Source organism: Catenulispora rubra, from assembly GCF_015356825.1.
GTDB classification, from domain to species: domain Bacteria; phylum Actinomycetota; class Actinomycetes; order Streptomycetales; family Catenulisporaceae; genus Catenulispora; species Catenulispora rubra.
Genome location: NZ_JAACYW010000589.1, coordinates 1 through 1,875 on the forward strand (window position 1 = coordinate 1; position 1,875 = coordinate 1,875).

At 70.7% G+C, this 1,875-nt stretch carries 4 protein-coding genes; 1 reads left to right on the plus strand and 3 read right to left on the minus strand.

Going from position 1 to position 1,875, the window contains the following annotated elements; translation table 11 throughout:
- Positions 1–13: 13 nt before the first annotated feature.
- Positions 14–670, minus strand: a complete 657-nt coding sequence (locus tag GWK61_RS54310) for a response regulator (RefSeq protein WP_194922246.1) — start codon at positions 668–670, stop codon at positions 14–16.
- Between the two features lie 173 nt (positions 671–843).
- Between GWK61_RS54310 and GWK61_RS54315 the strand changes: the two genes are divergently transcribed.
- On the plus strand, positions 844–1,029 hold the full coding sequence (locus GWK61_RS54315; RefSeq protein ID WP_194922247.1) for a hypothetical protein: 186 nt from the start codon (positions 844–846) through the stop codon (positions 1,027–1,029).
- A gap of 107 nt (positions 1,030–1,136) precedes the next feature.
- Here the strand turns inward: GWK61_RS54315 and GWK61_RS54320 are convergent, their stop codons facing one another.
- Together GWK61_RS54320 and GWK61_RS54325 are read right to left on the minus strand one after the other, a co-directional pair.
- Positions 1,137–1,562, minus strand: coding sequence for a hypothetical protein (locus tag GWK61_RS54320; protein ID WP_194922248.1), 426 nt, complete (start codon positions 1,560–1,562; stop codon positions 1,137–1,139).
- 101 nt (positions 1,563–1,663) lie between these two features.
- On the minus strand, positions 1,664–1,875 hold a 212-nt coding region (locus GWK61_RS54325; RefSeq protein ID WP_194922249.1), incomplete at its 5' end, for a helix-turn-helix domain-containing protein.

Consider the following 1,875-nt stretch of genomic DNA (forward strand, 5'->3'; position numbering starts at 1 on the left):
GTTGTGGGGGTGGTCATCGCAAGGGCGGGTTCAGCATCCCCGCACGCTGGGCGAGCAGCGCGGCCTGGACGCGGCTGGTCACGCGCAGCTTGCCGAGGATGGCGCTGACGTGGTCCTTGACCGTGCCCACGCTCAGGTGGACGCGCGCGCCGATCTCCGCGTTCGACAGCCCCTCGGCGACCAGGACCAGGACGTCGCGCTCGCGGTCGGTCAGCAGGCCGATCCGGGCTGACGCCTCGTCCTCGGCGGCGTCCGCGGTCGGGACGGACCGGAGCATGGCGTAGGAGGCCTTCGGCGACATGACGATCCCGCCGGCCGCGAGCGTGCGCACGAGCTGGGCCAGCTGCGCGGGGTCGGTGTCCTTCAGCAGGAAGCCGGCCGCGCCGGAGCGCAGCGCCGTCACGACGTACTCGTCGGTGTCGAAGGTCGTGAGCATGGCCACCACCGGCGGATCGGGGAAGGCCTGCAGGCCGCGCAGGATGGTCAGCCCGTCGACGTCCGGCATGCGGATGTCCAGCAGCACCACGTCCGGCCGCGCCTCGCGCACGGTGGCCAGCGCCTCGCCGCCGATAGCGGTCCCGACGACCTCGATGTCCTCGGCGGCGTTGAGGATCAACTCGAAGCCGGAGCGCACGAGCGCCTCGTCATCCACGACCACGACGCGGATCACCGGTGTTCCCTTCTGCCGGGCCAAGAGCTTCCGCCCCCGAGGCTACGGCCACCGCGGGGCGGTGCGGCGGCACCGTGGCGATCAGCAGCCGATCGGCGTGTCCTGTCCAGCCGATCGGAGGGGGCGGTCGGTCGGTTCGTACCTCGTACGTCGGCGAGGGACGCCGGATCGACATGACGTTGCCTCTGGACCGGGAGCCCGCGCCCGGTGCGCGCCGCGTGGACTGGTTGAAGGTGCTGGTCGCCGAGGCGCCGATCGACTCGGCGCTGTTCGAACTGCCCCGGCTCGGTGAGCCCGAGCGGCGAACCGGACGGCCTGCTCCCCGGGCGGCAGGGCTCGGTGGCGTACCCGACCGCTGAGAACGCCACGGGCGTGGGCGGAATCCTCGATGGGTTCCGCCCACGCCCGCCTACGCCTGCTCACGCCCGCTCACGCCTGTGCGCAGCCCCGTCGAGCAGGGCCCGGGCTACACCTTGCTGTCGGTGACACGCACCCCCGCGTCAGTCCCCTGAAACGCCTCGAAGAACTTGCGCACCATGCGTCCGGAGCGCATGCCGCCGGTGATGGTGTGGTTGGAGACCAGTTGCACGTCGCGGTGGTCGCCGCGGTCGTCGACGTACATGTGCACGTGGGTGCCGTTGCCCTGGGCCGCGGCGCTGAATTTCATGATGTTGATACCCACCGCGAACTCGGGGATCCCGTCGACCCGGGCGAACGGGGAGTTGAACTCGGGCGTGTAGTAGCCGGTGAGATCCCCGTGGCCGGCGACCTTGGCGGTGGCCTCCAAGAGCTTGCGGCCGACGCCTCGGAGCGCGTCTCCGGTCTCCCGGAAAAGGTTCGCGCAGTCGCTCACGCTGAGCCTGGTGGTGAAGACAATGCCTTTCTGCTGCATGGCAGCTCCCTCTCGCTCCAGATCGCGGATCGGTTCACCCACGGCGGGTGTCAGCCGTCTCCTCACCAGAGATATGACGGACGGGAGTGCCGAAAGGTCGGTCAAAGCGGTCCGGCGGCCCAGCTCATCAGCCCCGAGCGCGCGATGCGGCCGGCGGTGGCGCGGTCCGGCGCCTGGAGTTTGGCGAGGATGGCCGAGACGTGGTGGTCGACGGTCTTGGCGGAGATGAAGAGGCGTTCGGCGATCTGGGCGTTGGTGTGGCCGTCGGCGATCAGGCCCAGGACGTCGTGTTGCCGGCGGGTCAGCCCCAGCG